Genomic DNA, 19023 nt, shown 5'->3' on the forward strand with positions numbered 1-19023 from the left:
CGTGGAACCCGGCAACCGGGGTAACCGGCGGCGCATGTTCCTCTTCTTCTCGAACCGGATGGGCTGTCTCGGCTCGATCCTTGTCAGCGCGATCCTGACCGTGGTGCTGCTGTTGATCTTCTCGCGCTGATGAGATGGGTGTAGGTGCGCAGGGTGAAGCCGGAGTCGGCACGGCCGCCCGGCCCGCCACGTCAAGCGGACCTTGACGGCTCGTACAGGCGCTGGCGGGTCGGGCTGGCCCGCTCCCCAGAGGGCGGTCGACGGCAGACGGGATAGTCGCGGTGGTAAGTCGTATGGGTGCGTCAACGAGTCTGCCAAGATGCCCAGCGTGAGCCAACTCCCCGAGGACGTGCGGTCGGCCTGTCGGTACTTCGCGTTCTACATCGCGAACGGCACCCTCGATGTCGAGCTTCTCGACGGCATCGACTACAGGCCAGCCCTCGTGCAGTTCGGGTCGCCACTCGAACAAGTCTTCGCGATCTTTACAAACGTGCTCGACGTGCAGCCTGACGGCAGCGTTACCAACGCAGGAGAAGCCATGTGCCGGGCAGCTCAATACGTGCGCCGGTACTGCGACCCGAGCTACATCGTCGATCCGCCATTCGAAGATTGGGAAACCGAACTGGTGTAGAAGGAACGCAAGTGCGAGGGGGTCGAACTGGGTGACTACCGGGTGAACGCTGAGGGACAACCACGGACGGTCAGGGATCGTTCGCGCAGCTCGTAGGCTCATCAACAGCAGGTCAGGCGACCGTGATCGTTCCTTCACACCGAAGAGTTCATTCGACGAACGCGCCATCCGGCAGCATGATCTCGTCGCGCACCAGCGGAACGAACGCCGACCAGCCCCCGTCATCCACAGCGACCACCATGCGGATACGCCCATCGCCGCCATCGAGGGCGTAGCTGACCACGCTGTACTGCTTGCCATCCTCGCCGACGAACTGGCGTACGTCCTTGTCGTCGAGCATCGCGCGCCACCCGCCATAGCTGACGCGTTGCCATTCAGTCAGACGTGCATCGGCGAGCCGCCCTGCTGTCTCCTTGTTCATCCCCACGTACTCAGCCTCTCACCCGGACGACGCTTGCCCTCGATGACGTGCCCGATGCAGGGGTGAACATGAGCCAGCGTCGGCATCACGGTGGCCACAACCCGAAACCCCCGTGTTCCTCTACCGGGCGATGCGAGGGGAGGGGGCCCGGTTGCTGTCGACAGCAGTGGTGACAGCAACCGGGCTGGGCGCCGGAGACGGGCAGCGTAGAGCTACGGATCAGCGCCCGACGTCAGAGACGTGTGTGGCTGCGCCCGGACGAGACCGCCCAGAACCTACAAGGCGAGGGGTTGGAACGCGGGAGGTCGCGGGTGGGTCGACGGGACCGGGCCAGGCCGTCGGAGGCCGATCATGAGCGACCAACGACGACCACTGGTGACGACGTTTGCCCAGTTACAGGGCGTGGCTGGCCCGGTTACCAGGCCGGCCAGGGCTTGGCTACCTGTAGTTGGTGAACTGGAGGGCCACCCCGAAATCCTCGCCCTTGAGCAGGGTGATGACGGCCTGGAGGTCGTCCTTCTTCTTGCCGGTCACCCGGAGCTGGTCGCCCTGGATCTGCGCCTGGACGCCCTTCGGGCCCTCGTCGCGGATCTTCTTGCTGATCGCCTTGGCCTTCTCGGACTCGATGCCCTGGATCACCTTGGCGTCGATCTTGAAGATCTTGCCCGAGGACCGGGGGTCACCCGCGTCCAGGGACTTCAGCGAGATGTTCCGCTTGACCAGCTTCTCCTTGAACACGTCTAGCGCGGCGGCGACCCGCTCCTCGGTCTCCGCCTGGAGGCTGATCGCCTCCTCTCCCGACCAGGAGATCTCGGCGCCGGTGCCACGGAAGTCGAACCGCTGGGCAAGCTCCTTCTCCGTCTGGCGAAGGGCGTTGTCGACCTCCTGCCGGTCGACCTTGCTCACGATGTCGAACGACGGGTTCGCTGCCATGCTGATGCTCCTGCTTGTCCGGCGGTGTGTCAGGGTCGTCGCGGCGCTGACCAGCCCCACGACCCTCTGACGGTACCCGGTTGCCACGCCCCCGGGGGCGACCGCTATCCTTGCTCCGCTGCCGCGTTACGGCGCGGTGGTGTGCCCTGGCGGGTTGCCCGAGCGGCCAATGGGAGCGGACTGTAAATCCGTCGCGAAAGCTACAGAGGTTCGAATCCTCTACCCGCCACCAGGCGCAGATGCGGCCCCTGACCAGCAGGAATGCTGATCGGGGGCCGTTGTCCTTGATCTAGCGGAGTCCGGCTGAGTCCAGCCGTTGACGACTGGTTGTGGGCAGATGGTGGGCGGGTCGATCTTGTCCGCTGAGAGCTCTTCTGGGGCTGCGAACGCTGGGGTTGGTGGCCCGTCCCGGTCTGGCGGAGTCCGCGCGTGTAGCGATCGGCTGAGGGGTCCGCGGTGAGGTGTCGCCGGGCTGCGAGAGAGGGGCCGGGGCAAGCCAGTCCCGGGGTTGGACTGGCGCGGCAGTCGGAAGCCCTGATCGTCGACAAGGCCGACCGGTTCGGCTTCCGTACCGCCTGGCCGTGATCGTGTCGCCGGCCGGTTCAACAGACTCGGGGCGGCGGTCCGGCGGTAGTCGGTGGGCAGCACCAGCAGCGACTTGTCGCCCCAGCGCTGCACCACGTCGCTCTCCGCCCCGGGTGCCATAGGCGGCCGGGGGCGGCTTGCCGCCGGCCGGGTTACCGCCCCGCGCCGCGTGAGCGCGGCACCTTGATCCAGAACAGAGCAAATCGGCAATAAGAAACCTACCCTGCCCTGTCCTACCCGGTCCATGGTGTCCCGGATGACCACGGCTAGTGCCGCCAGTCTTTCCCCGAACCCCTCCGGCGACGCGCCGATCACCTCCAATCGGACGGATCCACGAGCTAGACAACGGGCCAGCCCTAGCTTGGGCGCTCGGAGGGCATGCCAGAATGTCGCAGCCTCGTTCTAACGTCGTCCATATGACTCTCACCGAAGTGACTCGCGCCGGTGTCCTCGCCGCCATCAAGGAGTTCGACCGCCTTGGCCGCGAACGGTTTCTCAAGGTGACGGGCTTCGGCCGTGCACGGGCTTACTACCTTGACTACGAGGGACGCCTCTACGACTCCAAACCGGTCATCGGCTATGCACATGGCGTCAGCACGGGAACAACATCTTGGGGACTGACCAAACTCAGAGGCGGCGACAAGACTATCGCCCAACGGCTGGAAGCGCTCGGCTTCACTGTTGCCTTTCTGCCAAACCCTGACTGGACTCGCGACGAGATTATTCTTGTCTGTGAGCTGGTTGAAGCCAACGGCTGGCACCAACTCGACGCTACCGACGAGCGTGTCAAGGCCCTTTCTGAACTGTTGCAGAGCACAGGGATTCACCGCGGCCGCCGCAACCCGGACTTTCGCAACCATGCCGGCGTCGCCTTGAAGACCTACAACATCGTGGCCGACAGCAGCAACGGCAACCAGCTTGACAAGCTGGTACGCGAGGAGTTCCGCGCCAACCCGCAGGAGATGCGTGCGTTGGCGGGCCGGATCCGGGAGCTACTCCGCGAAGGTTTGGGCGGAGAGCCAGTGACGGATCCCGACGTGGAAGAGACGTCGGTGCGTGAGGGGGGAGTAGTGCTGCGCGCCCACCTCCGACGGGAGCGCGACCCCAAGCTTCGCCGTAGGAAGCTCGCCGATGTAAAGCGCCGCGGCCTACCGATCGTGTGCGAGGTATGTGGATTTGACTTCGAGCGAGTCTACGGCGACCGGGGACGCGACTACATCGAGTGCCACCACCGCACCCCCCTGCACGTCACCGGCGAGACAGATACGCGGCTCCGCGACCTGGCGTTGATCTGCTCCAACTGCCACCGGATGGTGCATCGCGGCAACCCGTGGCTGACGGTTGAAGCACTGAAGACCCTCGTCGTCGGACGGGCAGCCCTCTAGCGTTCGGCGCTGCGGTCATCACCGCTCCGGCGAGTCGGTCGGCGCGCAGTCGACCTGCCATCAGCAACTACGCCGTTACTGCGAGTCGTACGGATGATCGAATCATCACAGATGAGTGTCATGCCTGGGGAGACCCACCAGCGCGCCTATAGGCTGCACCGATGATGGGCGAAGGAGGAAGCATGGAGAACGCGCCCATCAGGGCGGCGGAGTTCTTTGCTGGTATCGGACTGGTCCGAACCGCCCTTGAGCGTGTGAAGGGCGCTCAGGTGCAGGTTGTGTGGGCCAACGACATCAAGCAGGCCAAGTACGACGCCTACGCCGCCAACTTCCCTGACGCGGAGGAGCACTTCAAGGTCCGTGACATCCGCATCGTCAAGGCTGCGGACCTCCCCGAGGGCATTGAGCTCGCGACGAGCAGCTTCCCATGCATCGATCTCTCACTCGCCGGTAACAGGCGCGGCCTGGTCGGCGATCAGTCGGGGATGTTCTGGGAGTTCGCCGAGATCTTAGAGGCCATGTCTTCCCCGCCGTCGGTGATCCTCCTTGAGAACGTTCATGGATTCGCCACTAGCCACGGGGGCGAGGATCTCGCGGCCGCACTGGCTCGCCTGTCGAAGCTCGGCTACTCCTTGGATGTGCTCGCGATCGATGCTCGGCACTTCGTGCCGCAGTCTCGGCCACGGATGTTCATCGTCGGCATCCAGGAGGAGAAGCTTCCAAGCCAAGCCCGGCATGGCGTCCCACCGATCACTGATGCGCGCCCCGCCTGGGTCCGGGCTATCCACGAAAAGCATCGCCAAACACTGGATATGCACTATATCGACCTCCCAGCCTTGCCCGAAGGTCCGCCGGACCTGGATGGCTTCGTGGAGACGGAGGTCAGCCCTGACTTGTGGTGGGGCAACGATCGGGTGGAAGCCTTCCTCAAGTCGTTGAGCATTGTGCAGAAGGCTCGCTTTGACGCTCTTCTTGCAGGCGACGTCATCACGTACCGGACTGCCTATCGACGTACTCGTCAGGGCGTCTCAGTGTGGGAGCTTCGCAAGGACGGCATCGCTGGGTGCCTACGGACCACGGGCGGTGGGTCAAGCAAGCAGGCTCTGGTTCGCCTGGGAAGGGGCAGCAAGGCGATCCGATGGATGACCCCCCGGGAGTACGCCAACCTCATGGGTGCCCATGACTACAAGCTCGTCGCGGGTACGCCAAACCAGCAACTTTTTGGGTTCGGCGACGCCGTCGTCGTAGACGTCATCGAGTGGATCGGCAACCACTACCTAGTGCCGGCCCTGAGGCCAGACAGCACGGGGGTCGCGGAGTAGCCTCACCGGGTCATCGCTCTACGTTGACTCGGAGGCAGCCATGTTGCCGCGCCAGATCGAGCTGGCTACGACCGTCCTCCCACGCGAGGTCCAAGCGATCCGCGAGGCGATCGCTCAAGCCCTCAGGGCAAGGGATCCTGAGCGCCCTAGCCAGGCCATCGGGCAGGCTAAAGCGGGCATCTACGCTTTTTACGATTACGACGGCGAGCCGATCTACGTAGGCCAAACCGCCGAAGGGTTCAGCGTGCGATTGGGCCGGCATCTGACTGGCCAACGCTCCGACGCTGTAGCCAAATACGTCTTAGACCCCTTCGAGGTGCGCACCATCTCCATGTGGTCGCTTCCACACATCGGAGATATGCCGGCTAGGGAGCGGAAGGCAGCGCTAGACCCATACGAGTACACCGTCTATCGGCAGCTGCTTAGGGCTAGCGCCTTCGGTGCGATCCTCAACGAAGGAGATATTCCGGCAGGCCCGCTTCAGGAGCTGCCAGAACCAGTCACCCGCATTATCGTCCCTGACGAGATCTTTCCCGACCGCAGCCACCCCGACGTGCGGATCGCTCGGCGCGCTCAGACCATCTCGCTACTAGCCAAGAACATTAGCGAGCGCAAGGTGTCACCAGGATTGCGCCGGACTCTTGTAACCCAAACTGAGCGACTGAACGCCTTGGCCAGGAAGCGCTATGAGGCGTTAGGCGGTGCCATCGATAACGAGGGTGCTGAGGGTGTGGTGGAGGAGCCTGATGACCTCTTCTCGGGCACCTAAAGTAAAGGCGCAAGGAGCAGCAAGAAGACTTCCGCCAGCGCCGCCGCCATCATCCGCTAGTAAGACCATGAAGGCGAACCGAAGTAAAGACACTGGGCCGGAACTTGCACTACGGCGAGCGCTCTTCGCCGAAGGGATGCGCTATCGCGTAGGCATCCGCATCAGCGCACCGGGACGACATGTGCGGCCGGACATCGTCTTTACGCGTCGCAAAATCGCCGTATTTGTAGACGGTTGCTTCTGGCATGGATGCCCCCAGCACGGTCGCATGCCGTCCGACCCATCAGGCTATTGGCGAGAAAAGCTTGCTCGAAACCGGACCCGAGACGCGGCCGTGAACGAATCACTACGCAGCGCCGGTTGGACTGTAGTGCGGATTTGGGAGCATGTGCCTCTTCCTGAGGCTGTAGATGCAATCAGACAGGCAGTGAGTCATGCGGCTGTGCCCAGAAGCCAGGACTAGGAGTCTGAGTTGCCAAAAAGAGCCCCCCGCCCGGTCCCACCCCGAGCAACGCGCCTCATCAGGGCTAAGTATGACGAGTTCATGCGCTCTCCTGATCCGAACCAACCCGGGTGGAGCATCGGACAGGCTAACGCAGCCGTCTACGGGTTCTATGATTTCGACGGCGAGCCGATCTACGTTGGCCAGACTGTTGCAAACGTCAAAGACCGCGTAGGCCGGCACCTTACGGGGCAGCGCTCCGACCCTGTCGCCAAATTTGTATTGGACCCGTTCGAGGTGGCTGAAGTTGAAGTATGGACAACTCCCGAAATAGCGAATATTTCCTCCAATGCTGCCGAAAGAACCCGAGCCATGAGGCCCTATGAAGCGGCCGTTTACTACAAGTTGAAGCGCGAGTCAAGGTTCGATGCTGTTCTCAATGAGGCAGTGCCGCACAAATTTGCACCGTTAAAGCTCCCACAAAGTGTCAGAGGGAGAATCATCCCAGATGAGTTGTGGGAAGACCGAAAGCATCCGGACGTTCGAATCGCTCGTAGGGCGGCGCATGTCGGAAGGCTTGCCCAATTGGTTAGCGAGCGGCAGCTCCGCGGTGAGGGCCTCCGACGCACTCTTCACCTTCAAACGCAGCGCCTTGAGTGGCTCACGCATCGGCGGCTCGTCGAGCTGAACTTCGTCGAGGCTCGGCCGGGAGAACCGACGGACGTCAAGGAGGACTGACATCAACGCAGAGGCACGCTGCGCGTGGCCGGTGTGCGACTGCAAAGGCCGTCCGAGGATGACTGACGGATGCTCACCGCGTGCGTCCGCTGGCAGGCCCCTCGTGCTCGGGTGCAGCCTTCCTACACTGACGGCCCGAGCTAGCCCTGCCTGTGGCGCGCAAATTCGGGGCTCCCGTTTCGGGCCATGTCCTGAAAGGATGGTCCTGGCCGAACCCTAGAGGGTGGAGCCGGGCAGGCTCAGGCAGCTCCGCCAGGTCCTGCTAGCCCTGGTCTAGACATGCGGAGATATGAGATGGCACCATCGAACGCTGACAGGTTGGTCGTAGATTCGCATTTTCAGGAGTTTTGCGAGACAGAGTATCCTGGAGAAGACGTCGACGATGTATTCGAAAAGTACGCCGTCATTCAGGTGCTAAAGCCGAGAGACCTTTCCTCCGACGAGCTTTCCGCGGGGATCGTGGACGGGGGAGGCGACGGCGGTATCGATAGCCTGTTTGTCTTTTTGAATGGCATACTGCTCAGCCCGGACAGCCCATTTCTGATTCCCGGAGACTCCTCGCTCAGGAGTTTGGCACCGCACCCCGAACTTACGGTTTTCCTTATTCAGGCCAAGAATAAGAACAAGTGGGAGGAGTCCGTGTGGGAACACCTGCTTAGTTCACTAGCCAAGCTCTTGGACTCCGGCGCAAAGGACGCGGAGCTTGAAAAGATCTTCAAGCCCGCCGTAGTTGAGCGCACGGGCATCTTGCGGAAGGCGGTCCGGTCGCTAGGGTCGAAGTTTCCCAAGGTTGTGTTCCGATTGGTTTACGTCACGAAGGCACCGGAGCCCAACCTTACTTCAAGCATCTCGGCGAAGGGTGACCAAGTCCGCCTGCTCGTCGAATCCTTGCTCACTACGGGCGCAGAAGTAATCGCCGAGCACGTAGGGATCAGGGGGCTCTACGTCTTGGCCGGCACAGACTACAGTGAGCCAGCCACTCTGGTGTTCAGGAACCTGATCCGTGAGCGGGGATCGTTTGTCGGAGTTGCAAGCATCTCCGACTACCTCGAATTCATTAGGGACAAGAAGACGCATGCTCTGAGGGAAGAGCTTTTCGACTACAACGTCCGGGACTTTGAAGGCGATAACCTCGTTAACGAAGCCATTGGGCAGACGTTGGCCGGTCCTGATGACGTGGATTTTTGGTGGCTCAATAATGGCGTGACCGTTATCGGTGATCAGGTGGATAGTCCTCAGCAAACGCTTACGATTTCTCGTCCACTGATAGTGAACGGACTTCAGACCTCGTACGTTCTCGATAGGGCCGATCGGGAAAATACGCTCCACCCCGACCGTCTCCAAAACGGCATAGTTGTCCGCGTCATTGCATCTACGGACGAAGAGATTCGTGACCGCATCATCGCAGGAACAAACCGGCAGACTCAGGTTCCCGGGCCCGCGCTGTTCGCCACACAGCCACGACAACGAGAAATTGAAAAGTTTTTGAAGGTTCACAACTGGTACTACGAACGCCGAAAGAATCGATACAAAAACCAGGGAATGCCCGCTAGGCGGCGCGTTACAATGGGCTTGCTAGCGCAAGCCCTAATCACCCTGCTTCTTACTCAGCCCGACGTGGCCAGGGCTCGACCCTCTACCATGCTGTCTCGAAGGGGCGGATATGAAAGCATCTTCCCCGAGTCGCTAGACCTAGACGCATACCTAGCGGCCATCGAGTTGCTTTCGCAAGTGGACGATTTCCTCAAGAGCGACGGTGCAAAGCAAATCCTTGACGAGTTTACGAACACGCGGTTCTATGTCTTGGCGGGGTACGCAATTACTCGACTTCGCATCAAAGACCCCAGCAACCTGCGATTCGGGACAAACTATCATCGGCTTATTGGGTCGCCGAAGAAGGCTTCCCTCATCAAGGCCTTGACGATACTCGCCGCGGCCGCGAATTCGTTTCAACAGACGCACTCCGGGATGGCCCGTGATGCCGTCTTTAAGAATGCGGACTTCCGGGACGAGTACTTTTCGCTGCTGACTAGCCCATCTACGTCCATCAGGCTTCGGTGATCCTATCGCCGGATAGGCTTCCCTGGCGCTTGTACTATGGACATGCCCAGATGCCATCCCATCTGGCTCTCACCCGCCCTCCTTGGGGAGCGGCCCGCCGCCCCGGCCCGCCATGTTATCCATGAAGAGCCTTGGCACAGATTTGGACAATGGCGGGTCGGGTGTAGTCTGCTCGGCCCGCCCGGTTCGACGGCAGGCGGGATGGCCTACCGCAACCACCCACGGACCGTGACCCGCCGGCGGAGCCCGGCCATCCTAGAGCCGGAGCGCCCCGCCGGAGGCGCAGTAGCCGCAACCCCGGGACCGCCGTCAGTTTGCCGACTCAGCCGGCGGCGCTCCCGTGCGCCGGCGCGGGCTCGTGGCCCGGCCGGCCGCCGACCCACCACTACCGCCGACGGCCTATCGTTCTGCGCCGGCACTCCGGGCTGCCCAACTTTCCGCGCCAACGCTGTGCAATCAGACGTGACGGCCGTAGAGCGTGAGGTTTCCCGGCAGCGGTCGGCGCGCGCCCTGGCGGCGCGTGCGGCCCGTTGCGGCCTGCCTTGAAGGGCTATTGAAGTCCGCACGGACCCTACTGCTTGGCTTGCAGTAGGCGGTAGGCCCTAACGATTGCCTCGACGGCCCCATTTCTTCGAGTGACGCTCTGGTGTTCGGTCAGGGCAGTACCCACCTCGACAGCAAAAAGGGCAGCAAGCTCTGGGTCCGCTGGGACTTGGCGCTCTCGTGTCTTCGTCTCGGGGCCCTCGCCGGGGCCTTCCTTGTGTCTTTGGGGATTCGCGTAGGTGCCGCGGCCGTGTTCGGTAGCGACCAAGCGTTCATCCCGCAAGACTGAAATGGCCTGGCGGATTGTCCCGCGACTTGCCCGGAACTCGGCGGTGAGCGCGCTCTCGGTTGGCAAGAGGGAGCCTGGCGGGATGGCGCCGCTCTCGACGCGCTCCCTCAACTCGTCGGCGATGGCGCGATCCCGGTGCTCGTCGGTAACCTGCGCGATCGCCTGACCGTGGATGGTGGTGAGGTCCTGGCCGTCGTCGGCCGCCAGTTGGCCGAGCAGCGCCCCGCCGAGCCGGCGGGTGTACCAGGCGACGCCGTGGAGGCAGGTCGATGTGGTGCCGGATAGGCCGGCACCGTCGAGCAGGACGACGGCATTCGGTACGGCACCGGTGAAGTCTTCGTTGGGCTGGTCGGGCTTGGCCGGGCTGGTTGCCATGACGACCTGCATCAGCGTCCTCTACACGGCTCAGGGGCGGTGATCCGATCCGGCGGGTGGCGTCGGTGGCCGGCTTCGAATCGGTGACTATCAGGCTGGGTCGGCCATCCGAACCACCCGAGTACGATGTGGTGCCGGATAGGCCGGCACCGTCGAGCAGGACGACGGCATTCGGTACGGCACCGGTGAAGTCTTCGTTGGGCTGGTCGGGCTTGGCCGGGCTGGTTGCCATGACGACCTGCATCAGCGTCCTCTACACGGCTCAGGGGCGGTGATCCGATCCGGCGGGTGGCGTCGGTGGCCGGCTTCGAATCGGTGACTATCAGGCTGGGTCGGCCATCCGAACCACCCGAGTACGAGGATTACTGATCGATGTGAAGTGCGGGTTACCCGACTTCGGTTGAACGTTTCCGGGTCAGGATGACTCCGGCAAGGACCAAGGCGATACCCGCCACGATCGCGGTCGTGATGGCTTCGCGGAGGATGACCCAGCCGAGGAGCACGGCGACGACGGGCAGCAGGTAGGTAACTACCGAAGCGGCAGTCGGCCCCTCGTCGTCGATGATGCGGTAGTTCAGGACGTAGGCGGCCCCGGTGCCGAGCACCCCGAGTACGAGCAGGCTCACCACCGCGTCGAGCCGCCACTCCGGCGGTTCCAGCCCGGCGAACGGCAGCGCCGGAACAAGTAGCACGGTAGCCGCGCCGAGTTGAGCCGCCGACAGCATGAGCGGCGGGATTCCGCGCCCGGTCAGGAACCGACCCATGTAGACGTAGCCGAGCCCATAGCTGGCGGCTGCGGCGAGGCAGGTGAGCCCGCCCCAACTGGCGATCTCACTCGCGGATTCCCACGGCGAGAAGATGACCACGACGCCGAGGAACCCGAGGGCGAACCCGGCGGCCTTCTTCATGGTGACGGCCCGGTCGACGCCGACGAGGAACGCCAGGAGCAGTGTCCACAGCGGCGTGGTCGCGTTGAGCACCCCGGCCACGTTCGACCCGATCGTCTCCTCAGCGATGCCGAACAACAGGTACGGCACGGCGTTGGCGACCAGGGCGGCAACGAACAGGTGACCCCAGAGCCGGCCTTGCCTCGGAAAGCGAAGTCCCCGGGCCAGGGCGATCGGGGTCAGGATCAGGAAGCCGAGCAGGAGCCGGGCGAACACGATCTGCACCGGGTTGAAGCCCCGCAACGCGAGCTTGATCCAGAGGAAGCCGGAGCCCCACAGCAGGGCGAGAGCGGCCACCCGGGCGATGCCTGCCCGGCTGATGTGCGGGCGGTCAGTCTTCAACAGGCATCTCGTAGTCGAGGCCATTCACGTCGGCGCGCATGACGAAGCGGGTCACCTCGAAGGCTCGTTCATCACCATCGAGACTGGTGTGCAGCAGTTCGATCACGGGCACGCCCGGCGGTATCGAGAGCGCCCTCACCTCTTCCGGTGTCGGCATCCGGGCACTGACCTCCTCGCGGATCCGCGCGATCGGGTAGCCCAGATCCTCGAACCGTTGGTAGATGCTGCCCCGGCCGAGTTTCTTCTCGCTCGCCAGCGGCGACCCCTCGACAATCCCCGCCGGGATATAGGTCACCCCGACCTGCATGGGTTCGTCGTCGGCGAAGTACCAGTTCTCCCGTCGGACGACCTCCTGACCGGCGTCGAGCCCCAACCGGTGGGCGACTTCGGCGGGCGGCTCGACGGTGGTCACTGATCGGCACTCGGTGTGCGGGCTGCGCCCCTGCCGCTCCACCTCGATCCGGAACGGCGAGAGCCCGGTTTCGTTCCGTGCGCGGCGGGAGTACCGGTCCCGACCCATCCTCACCAGCGGACGCCGCAGGCGTACGAACACGCCTCGACCTTGCTGCGCCTGGGCAAGGCCCTCGGCCTGCAAGATGCCCAACGCCTCCCGGGCGGTGTTGCGGGCGGTGGCGTACCTGGACGCCAGTTCGCGTTCGGAAGGTAGCTGGTCGCCGTCCCCGAGGTCACCGCGCACGATGGCGGCTCGTAGCTCCTCGGCGATGCGGCGGCTCGGCGGCTGCCGCTCCTGTTGCTCACTCAACTGGATCACCACTCCTCAAGGTGGCACCCAGGTTAGCGCAACTGGCTCAAGCCAGCTATTGACAGGACGATGGCCTTCCCTGAAGCTGGCTTAAGCCAGTACTGGTTCAAGCCAGTTGATCCAGGTCCGTCTGTCAGGAGCGGGCTTCTGGATTCGGCAGCCTGAAGTCGGCCTGGCCAGTGCGGCGGCGGCGAACAACCCGGGGTCATCGGTCCCCGGTTACCTGTGGAGGTGTGATGTCTGGCACTCATCGTCGATGTGGCTGGTTCTCGTCTTGGCGGTCCCGAAGGCGTTCACCGTCGCGACCCGGCCGCCACAGCGCCCCGCCCGGCCGCAGGCCTACCCCGACCAGCCCGCCCGGCGGTTCTGCCCTCCCCGCGCCGTGGTGGTCGGTCGGGGCCACCCGGGAGCTGCCCACGCTGCGGTGCGCCCCGCTGCTGACGGTGGGCCAGGCGCGTCGGGGCAACGGTGGGCGGTGGCCGCGATGACGCGTACCGGAAAATCCGCAGTCACCACCCACCCGCGGTGGTGTACCCCCGAGCGCTGCGGATTCCTCGCGCCGCCGGTGATGCCGCACATGGCCCGCCGGCATCGCGGCCCGATGCTCCGGGTCGGTGGGACTCGGGCGAGTGGCCTCGTCATGACCTACCTGATCAGCGCGGCGGTCCCGGGCGTGCCGCTCGTCGGTGTGCACGTGGCGGGCCGGGCCGGCAACGCCTGGGCCGAGTTGTCGCTGCCCCAGGCCACCGAGCTGGCCGAGCAGCTTCGCGGCCTGCTGACCGAGGCGACCGAGCAGGACGACGCGGGCCAGGACCACGCCGAGCAGGACGACGGGGACCGGGACCACGCCGGCCGGCAGGGGGACGGCGATGAGTGAGGGGGCTCGGCCGGTGGTCTGCCCGGCGTGGTGTCGGGGGTGTGGGCCGAACGATCCGATGCACAGGGGGTTCCTCGCCACCGTGGGGCGGGAGCGGACCGGCTGGGTGAACCTGCAACTGCTCGTCGACCGGTTCATCAGGCGCGAACCGTCGATCAAGCTGGACGCCACCCGGTACGGCGGCACCCAGGCCGTGCTGCTGTCGAGCGGGCAGGTCGACCGGCTCATCGAGGAGTTGACCCAGGCGCGGCGGCTGATGCGGGCACCGGTCGGCCCGCCGGGGCGGGCGGGGGAGCGGCGGTGAGCGGCGGTGGCCCGCAGCGCCCCGGGGCGGCGGCGTCGGCGAGGATCGCGGGATGTCCGACGACCGTTTCCTGCGTATCCACAGCCCCGAGTTCCAGGCGATGGCGGCGAGGGTCCTGCGGGTCACCCAGCTCACTTCCCGGCTGAACAACCTCCCGTTTGACGACGAAGCAGGCAAAGCGGAGTTGTTCGCGCAGATCTTCGGCCGGCCCCTGCCGCCGAGGGTCACCATCTACCCGCCCTTCTACACCGACCACGGCCTGCGCCTGGAACTCGCGGAGCGGGTGTTCGTCAACCAGAACTGCACGTTCCTGGATTACGCCGGCATCCGGCTCGCCGAGGGCGTGCTGGTCGGCCCGAGGGTCACCTTCATCACCGGCGGTCACCCGGTCGATCCGCAGGAGCGGCGGGAGTGGCTGACCGGTGCGCCCATCGACGTGGCCGAGAACGTGTGGATCGGGGCCGGCGCGACGATCCTCCCCGGCGTCCGCATCGGCCGCGACGCCGTGGTGGCGGCCGGCGCGGTGGTCGCCGACGACGTCCCGCCCGCCACCCTGGTCACCGGCCCCAAAGCGACGGTACGCCGCCAGTGGTGACCCCCGGCCCGACCCCGGCGTCGCCGCGTCGGGGGCGGGCCGGTCGCGTGTCCCGGCGACGCTGGGTCGGTCAGCGCCCGTCCCGGCCGGGTCGCGCCGACTCCGGCGTGGCCTCGTGGCCGGGCATCCCGTGGGTACGCCGCCGCTGCTTCATCTCCGCCTCGTAGATGTGCCGCCGGCCGCCTGCCAACTTCTCCCGCGCGTCCCGCTCGATCTCCTGGAACGTGGCGTAGTAGCCGTCGTCGAACTCCTCCACGATCTGGAACGTCCACCGGCCGGGCAGCAGGTTGCGCCCCAACAGCTCGTGTTCGACCCGGTCGGCGACCTCGTCGTGCCCGGCCCCGCGCAGCAGCGTCACCACCTGGTCCAGGGTGAGATCCGCGCCGCCGACGAGCTGGTGTGCCGAGTAGAGATGCCCGCGCACCCGGTGGATCGTCTCCAACGCCTCACTCAACTTGCCCAACGCCTCGACCGTCGCGTCGTCGACCCCCGCCGGCCGCGCGTGCTCCACATCCACCGCCCCATCCTGACCTGCCATAACCCCCGACATACCCTCAAACCACCCCAGCTATCCCACGGTCTCCCTGCCGACACCCACCTCAGAAAACAGCCCTCCTCGTCAATCCGCCAGGCGGAACGCCAGTTGCGTCTTCCATGTGCTCCGGTCCGGGTCGTCGTCCGGGCCGCTGTGGTAGATCTCCAGCCGGCAGCCCCAGCGCTCGCCCGCCTCGCTGTCGCTGGCGTCCCAGCGCAACCCGTTGCGCGCCGCCCACGCCAGGAACGCCCCGGTCACCGCCACCAGCTCGTCGGGATCGCCGACGTGGGTGGTGGTGAGGTAGCGGCCGGCGGGGAGCACGCCTGCACGCATCGGCGCCTCCACCGCGATCTGCGCGTCGGCCGGCACCGGCACGCCCGCCTCGACCTCCAGCTCCCGCGCCATGTCGATCACGTGGTACCGCAGGAAGGCCGGGCCGGGCCCGGTGACCCCCTGCGCGGCCAGCCAGGTGGTCATGTCGGACATGGTGCCGGCGAAGTCGCCGATGGTCTCCATGGTCACCGTGCGTCTGATCCCCACGTACGGCTGGGCCGGGCGTTCCTCGATCACCGGCGTCACCGGCGGATGCGATGTCATGGATTCACGACACCATTGCGGTACGACAATCGGGGGTCGGGCTCTTCTGAGAGGTGTTTCACCTGCTAGCGGCAGCTCGCCACCGTACGACTGTTTTGTCGTTGATCTGGTGCGGAGTCCGTCGACTCCCGACAGGCCGCTTCCGTACCCGGCGAAATGAGCTATGGTGATCGATGTGACGGTTCCGGGAGCAGTCGTCGCGACCCTCGGGTCCGAGGGTCGCCCTGCCGCCCGGGGAGCGGCTCCGCGCCGTTAAAGATCGGGTTTGCGTCGATAGTGACATTGAGCGATTCGTGGAGGCTGTTACCCGTCCTGGTGCCGCTGATCTGGCACGGGGAGGTGACGGCGGTGGGCCGAACGGCGGAACCTGCCCGCTGCTCGGACCAGCGCCGCTCTTCCCGCTTTTCTGGGTACCCGAGGTGTGGCACGATCGTGGAACCTCCACCATCCCCCGTGAACACTCACTCGACAGGAGCAATCATGTCTGGTCGAAGGCTGGGCCGGCTGTTTGGCTCGCTCCTCGTGCTCGCCACCATCCTGGGTGGACTTGCCGTCACCGGCATCCGCGCCGCCGACAGCGGTGCGCAGATGGCCGACGTCGTCTGGACCATGGGCAGCGCGCGCTAAGCCCCCGCGTCGTCCCCGCTCCCGGTGCCCTGGGGGCGACGTCTCTCAGGGAGAGGGTGGCGGATGGCCAGCCGAGATCAGCGGCGTAAGTCCACCGAACGCGCCTGGTTCATCACCGCACCCCTGGCCCTGTTGGCCATCGTCTTCAGCACCGCGATCGGTGTCCTGCGCCCCGAATTCCGGGATTGGGGCCTGGCGTTTCTGATATTCGTGGCGATGACGGGGATCAGCATCCCGGTTCTCAACGTCATCGTCCGGCGTCAGTCGGTCGGAGTGACGTTGACCGAGGTGCCCCTCGTCGTCGCGCTCTTCTTCCTGCCGCCGCTGACGGTGGTGTTGATCTACACGCTCTCCGTGCTGATCTGGAGCGCGTCGCACCGCTTCGCGCCGGCCAAGTTGTGGTTCAACGTGGCCAAGGCGGCGGCGGCCACCTCGCTGGCCGGGCTGCTCCTGCTCGCCCTGCCCCCGCTGGAGGGGGTCGGGCCGGGCACCTGGGGCATCCTCTTCCTGGCGGTCAACACCATCACCCTGGTCAGCCTGCTCTCGGTGGCCGGGGTGCACGTGCTGTTGCAGGGTTGGCAGGCCGGTCGGGAGGCGCTGCGTACCGCGCCTTCGGTCTTCCTCACCACCTCCATCAACGCCTCGGTCGGCCTGCTCGTCCTGATCGCGTTGAAGACCACCTGGTGGTCGGTGCTGCTGCTGGCGGCGCTGTTCGCGGCGCTGTTCCAGGTCTACCGGTCGTACTCCCAGTTCTTCCGGCAGCACCGCACCCTCACCGGCATGTACGACCTGACCCGGCTGCTCTCCACGAGCGCCGAGGGCGCGCTCGCCGACATCCTCCTGGACCGGGTGCGGGGCCTGATGCAGGCCGAGTACGCCACCCTCTGGCTGCCCGCCCAGCGGCGGCACCCCGAGGTGCTGCTGACCGCCCGGGTGGACACCCCGGGCCTGCTCGACTTCGCACCCACCCCGACGGTCTTCCGGGAACAGGCCCGGGAGCTGGGCAAGACACTGTCCATCGGTCGGCTGCTCGGCGACGACACCGCGCTGCGCCGCGAGGTGGGCGCCAAGCAGGTCAAGGACGCGATCGTGGTGCCGCTGCGCTCCGGCCAGGCGGTGATCGGCACCCTGGAGGTCACCAACCGGCTCAGCGACATCGGCCACTTCACCCCCAGCGACATCCCCGTCTTCGAGACCGTGGCCGCGCACGCCGCCGTCGCCCTGGAGAATTCCCGACTGGTCGACAGGCTGCGGCACGACGCTTACCACGACGCGCTGACCAAGCTGCCCAACCGGCGACGGATCACCGCGGCGCTGGCCGAGGCGGTCAAGATTCGCGCGCCCGGCGAGGTGGTCGCCGTGCTGCTCTTCGACGTGGACGGGCTGCGCCAGGTCAACGAGTCGTTGGGGCATGCGGCGGGGGACAAGGTCCTCGTCGAGGTGGCCGAGCGGCTGCGCGCCTGCGCCCCGTCGTCCGCCCTGGTGGGCCGGGCCGGTGGCGACGAGTTCCTGGTGACGCTGCGGCTGGAGAACGCCGAGGCGGCCCTGGAGCTGGCCGCCCAGTTGCGGGAGCAGATCCGCGACGAGATGGTCTTCGACGCGCTCACCCTCGACGTGGACAGCGCGGTCGGGGTGGCGGTGCACCCGGATCACGGCAGTGACGCCGCCGTACTCATGCAGCGGGTCGACCTGGCGGCCACCGCGGCCAAGGCGGTGCCCGGCAGCGTGCAGCTGTTCAACCCGGCGCTGGAGTCGCGGTCGCTGCGCCGGCTCGGGCTCGCCGGCGACCTGCGCCGCGCCCTCGACGAGGGCGAGTTGGAGGTCTACTTCCAGCCGAAGGTGACCCTGCGGGACCGCCGGCTGCTCGGGGTGGAGTGCCTGGCCCGCTGGGAGCACCCGGCGCACGGCACGGTCTCCCCGGAGGACTTCGTCGCGGTGGCCGAGCACACCGGGCAGTTGGGCCGGCTCACCGAGTTCGTGCTCCGCGAGGGGCTGCGGCGCAGCCGGGACTGGAGCCACACCGGGCAGCCGCTGGCGGTGTCGGTCAACATCGCCGCCCGCTCGCTGACCGACAGGAACTTCCCGGACCGGGTCGGCGAGCTGCTCACCGAGTACGGCGTCCCGCCGCACCTGCTGACCGTCGAGATCCCGGAGGCCGCGGTGCTGGACGGCACCGAGCGGCCGATCCCCACCCTGCGCCGGCTGCGGGATCTCGGGGTCCGGCTCTCGGTGGACGACTTCGGCACCGGCAACTCGTCGCTGGCCCAGCTGCGCCGGCTGCCTGTGCACGAGGTGAAGGTGGACAGGTCGTTCGTGCAGGGGATGGCGACCGACCCGGGCGACCTGGCGATCGTGAACGCGGTGGTGACGCTCTCCCAGCAGTTCGGCCTGGCGGTGGTGGCCGAGGGGGTGGAGAGCGAGCTGACCCTGGAGTTGCTCCAGGACATCGGCTGCGAGATCGGGCAGGGCTTCCTGTTCAGCAGGCCGCTGCCGTACGAGCGGCTGGAGGCCTGGTTCGGTGCCCGGGTGGACCAGGAGGCGACCGAGCCGGGCGCCCTTCCCAGGCTCCGCGCGGTGCCCTGAGCAGGGCCGATGTGGCACCCGGGGATCCGGTTTCACCCCTGGCGCGGTGCCGTGTAATGTATCCCCTGCGCGACGCCCTCCGGGGTGATCGGGTAGGCCCCCTTAGCTCAGTCGGCAGAGCGTCTCCATGGTAAGGAGAAGGTCTACGGTTCGATTCCGTAAGGGGGCTCAGAGGGTCCGGCTGGACCCGCCTGCGGCGGTGTAGCTCAGATGGCAGAGCAAGCGGCTCATAATCGCTGTGTCGCCGGTTCAAGTCCGGCCACCGCTACTCTCGTCCTCCGGGCTCATCCCCGGCGGTCGGTGGGACGGGCGCCACTGGCGCCCACTTTGCATGTCCAGGCATCGTCCGCGTAGGCTGA

General features: G+C 65.9%; 19 protein-coding genes and 3 tRNA genes. 15 read left to right on the forward strand and 7 right to left on the reverse strand.

All coding sequences use genetic code 11. The annotated features are described in order from the left end of the window. The first annotated feature begins 328 nt into the window (after window positions 1-328). On the forward strand, window positions 329-631 hold the full coding sequence (locus tag AC0AIB_RS16570; protein WP_465097006.1) for a DUF7677 family protein: 303 nt from the start codon (window positions 329-331) through the stop codon (window positions 629-631). Window positions 632-779: 148 nt separating this feature from the next. Here the strand turns inward: AC0AIB_RS16570 and AC0AIB_RS16575 are convergent, their stop codons facing one another. Continuing rightward, window positions 780-1052 carry a hypothetical protein gene (locus AC0AIB_RS16575; RefSeq protein WP_465097026.1) on the reverse strand — a complete coding sequence of 91 codons (273 nt, stop codon included), beginning with the start codon at window positions 1050-1052 and terminating at the stop codon, window positions 780-782. 438 nt (window positions 1053-1490) lie between these two features. Next, complete coding sequence (locus tag AC0AIB_RS16580; RefSeq protein ID WP_091242112.1) at window positions 1491-1985, reverse strand: YajQ family cyclic di-GMP-binding protein; 495 nt, start codon at window positions 1983-1985, stop codon at window positions 1491-1493. Between the two features lie 148 nt (window positions 1986-2133). Here AC0AIB_RS16580 and AC0AIB_RS16585 point away from each other — a divergent pair. The 7 genes from AC0AIB_RS16585 to AC0AIB_RS16615 all read left to right on the forward strand — a co-directional run bounded on the left by AC0AIB_RS16585 (window position 2134) and on the right by AC0AIB_RS16615 (window position 9287). After that, window positions 2134-2217: transfer RNA gene (locus AC0AIB_RS16585), tRNA-Tyr, on the forward strand. 769 nt (window positions 2218-2986) lie between these two features. Next, window positions 2987-3955, forward strand: a complete 969-nt coding sequence (locus AC0AIB_RS16590) for an HNH endonuclease (RefSeq protein WP_465097007.1) — start codon at window positions 2987-2989, stop codon at window positions 3953-3955. 182 nt (window positions 3956-4137) lie between these two features. After that, entirely contained in the window at window positions 4138-5277 is a 1140-nt protein-coding gene (locus AC0AIB_RS16595) for a DNA cytosine methyltransferase (protein WP_465097008.1), read from the forward strand. 40 nt (window positions 5278-5317) lie between these two features. Next, window positions 5318-6046 carry a GIY-YIG nuclease family protein gene (locus AC0AIB_RS16600; protein WP_465097009.1) on the forward strand — a complete coding sequence of 243 codons (729 nt, stop codon included), beginning with the start codon at window positions 5318-5320 and terminating at the stop codon, window positions 6044-6046. After that, complete coding sequence (locus AC0AIB_RS16605) at window positions 6024-6509, forward strand: very short patch repair endonuclease (protein ID WP_465097010.1); 486 nt, start codon at window positions 6024-6026, stop codon at window positions 6507-6509. The genes AC0AIB_RS16600 and AC0AIB_RS16605 overlap by 23 nt, the downstream gene beginning before the upstream one ends. An 81-nt stretch (window positions 6510-6590) precedes the next feature. Then, the gene (locus tag AC0AIB_RS16610; RefSeq protein WP_465097011.1) at window positions 6591-7226 is read left to right on the forward strand and encodes a GIY-YIG nuclease family protein; all 636 of its coding nucleotides are present in this window, start codon (window positions 6591-6593) and stop codon (window positions 7224-7226) included. A gap of 294 nt (window positions 7227-7520) precedes the next feature. Beyond that, window positions 7521-9287 (forward strand): AIPR family protein, encoded by a 1767-nt coding sequence (locus AC0AIB_RS16615; RefSeq protein WP_465097012.1) that lies wholly within the window; start codon window positions 7521-7523, stop codon window positions 9285-9287. Window positions 9288-9858: 571 nt separating this feature from the next. Here AC0AIB_RS16615 and AC0AIB_RS16620 read toward each other — a convergent pair. The 3 genes from AC0AIB_RS16620 to AC0AIB_RS16630 form a co-directional block, all read right to left on the reverse strand. Then, window positions 9859-10506, reverse strand: a complete 648-nt coding sequence (locus tag AC0AIB_RS16620; RefSeq protein WP_465097013.1) for a GntR family transcriptional regulator — start codon at window positions 10504-10506, stop codon at window positions 9859-9861. Window positions 10507-10880: 374 nt separating this feature from the next. After that, the gene (locus AC0AIB_RS16625) at window positions 10881-11783 is read right to left on the reverse strand and encodes a DMT family transporter (protein WP_465097014.1); all 903 of its coding nucleotides are present in this window, start codon (window positions 11781-11783) and stop codon (window positions 10881-10883) included. Continuing rightward, window positions 11773-12555: a GntR family transcriptional regulator gene (locus tag AC0AIB_RS16630; protein WP_465097015.1), complete on the reverse strand. Its 783-nt coding sequence runs from the start codon at window positions 12553-12555 to the stop codon at window positions 11773-11775. Before AC0AIB_RS16630 ends, AC0AIB_RS16625 begins: the two co-directional genes overlap by 11 nt. 631 nt (window positions 12556-13186) lie before the next feature. Here AC0AIB_RS16630 and AC0AIB_RS16635 point away from each other — a divergent pair. From AC0AIB_RS16635 to AC0AIB_RS16645, 3 genes are read left to right on the forward strand one after another with little or no spacing between them, the layout of a single operon-like run. After that, entirely contained in the window at window positions 13187-13423 is a 237-nt protein-coding gene (locus AC0AIB_RS16635) for a hypothetical protein (RefSeq protein ID WP_465097016.1), read from the forward strand. A 58-nt stretch (window positions 13424-13481) separates the two neighbouring features. Continuing rightward, the gene (locus AC0AIB_RS16640; RefSeq protein WP_465097017.1) at window positions 13482-13727 is read left to right on the forward strand and encodes a precorrin-4 C11-methyltransferase; all 246 of its coding nucleotides are present in this window, start codon (window positions 13482-13484) and stop codon (window positions 13725-13727) included. Between the two features lie 52 nt (window positions 13728-13779). Beyond that, window positions 13780-14322, forward strand: coding sequence for a DapH/DapD/GlmU-related protein (locus tag AC0AIB_RS16645; protein ID WP_465097018.1), 543 nt, complete (start codon window positions 13780-13782; stop codon window positions 14320-14322). 70 nt (window positions 14323-14392) lie between these two features. Here AC0AIB_RS16645 and AC0AIB_RS16650 read toward each other — a convergent pair whose 3' ends face one another. Both AC0AIB_RS16650 and AC0AIB_RS16655 read right to left on the reverse strand, forming a co-directional pair. Further along, a complete protein-coding gene (locus AC0AIB_RS16650; protein WP_465097019.1) occupies window positions 14393-14872 on the reverse strand; it encodes a hypothetical protein in 480 nt (159 codons plus the stop codon). A gap of 69 nt (window positions 14873-14941) precedes the next feature. Beyond that, window positions 14942-15454: a GyrI-like domain-containing protein gene (locus tag AC0AIB_RS16655; RefSeq protein ID WP_465097020.1), complete on the reverse strand. Its 513-nt coding sequence runs from the start codon at window positions 15452-15454 to the stop codon at window positions 14942-14944. 480 nt (window positions 15455-15934) lie between these two features. Here AC0AIB_RS16655 and AC0AIB_RS16660 point away from each other — a divergent pair, with 480 nt between their 5' ends. From AC0AIB_RS16660 to AC0AIB_RS16675, 4 genes are all read left to right on the forward strand, one after another. Further along, window positions 15935-16081: a hypothetical protein gene (locus tag AC0AIB_RS16660; protein WP_328342805.1), complete on the forward strand. Its 147-nt coding sequence runs from the start codon at window positions 15935-15937 to the stop codon at window positions 16079-16081. 63 nt (window positions 16082-16144) lie between these two features. Then, window positions 16145-18664, forward strand: coding sequence for a putative bifunctional diguanylate cyclase/phosphodiesterase (locus tag AC0AIB_RS16665; RefSeq protein WP_465097021.1), 2520 nt, complete (start codon window positions 16145-16147; stop codon window positions 18662-18664). Window positions 18665-18760: 96 nt separating this feature from the next. Beyond that, window positions 18761-18833, forward strand: a tRNA-Thr gene (locus tag AC0AIB_RS16670). Between the two features lie 26 nt (window positions 18834-18859). Beyond that, window positions 18860-18932: transfer RNA gene (locus AC0AIB_RS16675), tRNA-Met, on the forward strand. The last annotated feature ends 91 nt before the right edge of the window (window positions 18933-19023 follow it).

The sequence above is a fragment of the Micromonospora sp. DSM 43699 genome (assembly GCF_055517075.1).

Excerpts from the sequence above, each read along its gene's own strand:
- AC0AIB_RS16580 (WP_091242112.1), bottom strand. The coding sequence starts at position 1,985 with ATGGCAGCGAACCCGTCGTTCGACATCGTGAGCAAGGTCGACCGGCAG.
- AC0AIB_RS16655 (WP_465097020.1), bottom strand. The coding sequence starts at position 15,454 with ATGACATCGCATCCGCCGGTGACGCCGGTGATCGAGGAACGCCCGGCC.
- AC0AIB_RS16635 (WP_465097016.1), top strand. The coding sequence starts at position 13,187 with ATGACCTACCTGATCAGCGCGGCGGTCCCGGGCGTGCCGCTCGTCGGT.
- AC0AIB_RS16590 (WP_465097007.1), top strand. The coding sequence starts at position 2,987 with ATGACTCTCACCGAAGTGACTCGCGCCGGTGTCCTCGCCGCCATCAAG.
- AC0AIB_RS16620 (WP_465097013.1), bottom strand. The coding sequence starts at position 10,506 with ATGCAGGTCGTCATGGCAACCAGCCCGGCCAAGCCCGACCAGCCCAAC.
- AC0AIB_RS16615 (WP_465097012.1), top strand. The coding sequence starts at position 7,521 with ATGGCACCATCGAACGCTGACAGGTTGGTCGTAGATTCGCATTTTCAG.
- AC0AIB_RS16610 (WP_465097011.1), top strand. The coding sequence starts at position 6,591 with ATGCGCTCTCCTGATCCGAACCAACCCGGGTGGAGCATCGGACAGGCT.
- AC0AIB_RS16660 (WP_328342805.1), top strand. The coding sequence starts at position 15,935 with ATGTCTGGTCGAAGGCTGGGCCGGCTGTTTGGCTCGCTCCTCGTGCTC.
- AC0AIB_RS16640 (WP_465097017.1), top strand. The coding sequence starts at position 13,482 with ATGCACAGGGGGTTCCTCGCCACCGTGGGGCGGGAGCGGACCGGCTGG.
- AC0AIB_RS16650 (WP_465097019.1), bottom strand. The coding sequence starts at position 14,872 with ATGTCGGGGGTTATGGCAGGTCAGGATGGGGCGGTGGATGTGGAGCAC.
- AC0AIB_RS16645 (WP_465097018.1), top strand. The coding sequence starts at position 13,780 with ATGTCCGACGACCGTTTCCTGCGTATCCACAGCCCCGAGTTCCAGGCG.
- AC0AIB_RS16575 (WP_465097026.1), bottom strand. The coding sequence starts at position 1,052 with ATGAACAAGGAGACAGCAGGGCGGCTCGCCGATGCACGTCTGACTGAA.
- AC0AIB_RS16600 (WP_465097009.1), top strand. The coding sequence starts at position 5,318 with ATGTTGCCGCGCCAGATCGAGCTGGCTACGACCGTCCTCCCACGCGAG.
- AC0AIB_RS16665 (WP_465097021.1), top strand. The coding sequence starts at position 16,145 with ATGGCCAGCCGAGATCAGCGGCGTAAGTCCACCGAACGCGCCTGGTTC.
- AC0AIB_RS16595 (WP_465097008.1), top strand. The coding sequence starts at position 4,138 with ATGGAGAACGCGCCCATCAGGGCGGCGGAGTTCTTTGCTGGTATCGGA.
- AC0AIB_RS16605 (WP_465097010.1), top strand. The coding sequence starts at position 6,024 with ATGACCTCTTCTCGGGCACCTAAAGTAAAGGCGCAAGGAGCAGCAAGA.